Below are 2,189 nucleotides of genomic sequence, written 5' to 3' on the forward strand. Positions count from 1 at the left end.
GCGCCGCCCGCTTCCCCCTCACCGCGATCGCCGGCGTGGCCCCCTGCCCCGCCCTGCGCACCGGGGACACCCGCACCGGGGACGGCGGCGGGCAGGGGACGGGCACCGACCCCATGACCACGCTCGTGCACGCCGACATCGCCCTGCGCGACGCCCGCGCCGCCGGCCGCGGCCACGTGTCCGTGTACTCCGGCACCGTCGCCGCCGCCCACGCCCGTCGCACCCTGCTGCGCGAACGCCTCGCCGAGGCCGTGCGCCAGGGCACCGTCGACGTCCACTACCAGCCCATCGTGTCCTTCAGCACCGGCCGCGTGGAGAAGTTCGAGGCCCTGGCCCGCTGGGAGGACGGCGTCCTGGGGCGCATCGACCCCGGCGAGTTCATCGCCGTCGCCGAGGAGTCCAACCTCGTCGTCGCCCTCGGCGACCACGTCCTGCGCAGCGCCGTGCGCTGGGCCGAGGAGGCCGGCGTCTTCCGCGCCGGCGTCGGGCTCACCGTCAACGTCTCCGTCGTGCAGCTGCAGTCCCCCGGGTTCGCCGACACCGTGCGCGAGGTCCTCTCCCGCCACCGCGTGCCCGCGCACCTGCTGACCCTGGAGCTCACCGAGTCCGTCTTCCTCGACGCCGACTCCCCCGCCGAGCGCGTCGTCACCGAGCTCGCCGGCCTGGGCTGCTCCATCGCCATCGACGACTTCGGCACCGGCTACTCCGCGTTCGGCTACCTGGACCGGCTGCCCGTGCACGTGCTGAAGGTCGACCGGTCCCTGACGAACTCCCTCACCGAGGCCGGCACCGGCCGCTCCGTCGTCACCTGCGTCGTCGACCTCGCCACCCGACTGGGCATGACCGTGGTCGTGGAGGGCGTGGAGACCGAGCGGCAGGCCGACGCGTGCCGGGAGATGCACGCCCCCCTCGGGCAGGGCTGGCTGTACTCCGCGGCCGTGCCGCGCACCGCCCTGGCCGAGCAGCTCACCCGCACCTACCCGGTGCCGGCGGCGGCGGCGCCGGGGCGCTGAGGCGCGCTCCCCGTCCCGGCCCGGGGCTCAGCTCCCGCCGGCGTCCTCCAGCCGCCGCGCGGCCTGCTCGGCGGCCTCGCGCAGCACCGCCAGGTCACCCTCGGAGAAGGGGCGCGGGCGGTCGTCCATGACGCACACCGTGCCCAGCACCTGCCCGCCGCGCCCGCGCAGCGGCACGCCGGCGTAGGCGTGCAGGCCGTCGACGGTGGTCAGGGGGTTCTCGCGGGTGGTGGGGTCGGCGGTGGTGTCGGGCACGACGAGCTCCTCGCCGGAGCGGACCACGCGCGCGCACAGGGCCCACTCGGCGGGCGTGGCGCGCGTCTCGGCCATCCAGCCGCTCAGGCCGTGGGCGCCGGCGATGACCTGGGCGCCGGTGAGCACGACGTTGAGCAGCGCCACGGGGGCGCCGGTCTCGCCGGCGGCGCGGGCGAGCAGGTCGTCCACGAGCGGCTGGACGTGCTCGACGTCGTCGGCGCGCAGGGCGGCCACGGCGTCGAGGCGGTCGTGGTCGTACAGGGCGTCGTCGGTGACGACCTGCGCGGAGGCCAGGTGCCGGGCCACCCACGCGTACCACTCGGGCGAGCCCTCCCGGCCCGGGCCCGGCGGCTCGTGGTGGTCGTGCTCGTGCTGCTCGGTGCTCACCGGCGTGCTCCCTCGGTCGTCTCCAGCGCGGCGTGCACGCGCAGCCGCAGCAGGCAGCTGCGCACGGCCAGGCGCAGCCGCGGGTCGGTGGCGTCGGCGGCGACGCGCTCGCCGACGACGCGCATCTGCTCGGTCGTCAGGGCCATGCCGTGCAGACCGGTGGCGCGGGCGGCGCCGGACCACGCCAGCAGGGCCCGCTGGGGCCCGACGACGCCGGCGACCTCCTCGAGCCAGTCCACGACGGTGGGGCGCGCCAGACCCCGCGCGGGGGTGGCTGCGGCGGCGGGAACCATCCCTCCACGGTCACCGCGACGGCGCCGTGACCGCAAGGCCCGTGCGGGTGACCACCCGTGGTGGATGCCACTACGCAGCGTGACCAGGCCCGCGCACCCCTGCCCTGACTCGCTGTGACGGCAGGAACACGACCTGTCGGCGGAAACGCTCACCGCGCCCCGGCGGGGGCGGTGATGATGCCCCAGCAGGTGACGCGACGGGGGTGACCGGGTGCGCAGGACCGGCGGGACCGAGGTGGCC

Annotated in this window: 3 protein-coding genes; 1 reads left to right on the forward strand and 2 read right to left on the reverse strand. The window is 76.7% G+C overall.

Going from position 1 to position 2,189, the window contains the following annotated elements:
• Positions 1-1,013: EAL domain-containing protein (locus GTR00_RS19380; RefSeq protein ID WP_166613193.1), on the forward strand; the 1,013-nt coding region annotated here is incomplete at its 5' end.
• Positions 1,014-1,040: 27 nt separating this feature from the next.
• Here GTR00_RS19380 and GTR00_RS24445 read toward each other — a convergent pair.
• Together GTR00_RS24445 and GTR00_RS19390 are read right to left on the reverse strand one after the other, a co-directional pair.
• Positions 1,041-1,655, reverse strand: a complete 615-nt coding sequence (locus GTR00_RS24445; RefSeq protein WP_166613194.1) for a GAF domain-containing protein — start codon at positions 1,653-1,655, stop codon at positions 1,041-1,043.
• On the reverse strand, positions 1,652-1,948 hold the full coding sequence (locus tag GTR00_RS19390) for a hypothetical protein (RefSeq protein WP_166613195.1): 297 nt from the start codon (positions 1,946-1,948) through the stop codon (positions 1,652-1,654). Before GTR00_RS19390 ends, GTR00_RS24445 begins: the two co-directional genes overlap by 4 nt.
• Positions 1,949-2,189: the final 241 nt, after the last annotated feature.

It is taken from the genome of Kineococcus indalonis (assembly GCF_009906395.1).
GTDB lineage: Bacteria > Actinomycetota > Actinomycetes > Actinomycetales > Kineococcaceae > Kineococcus > Kineococcus indalonis.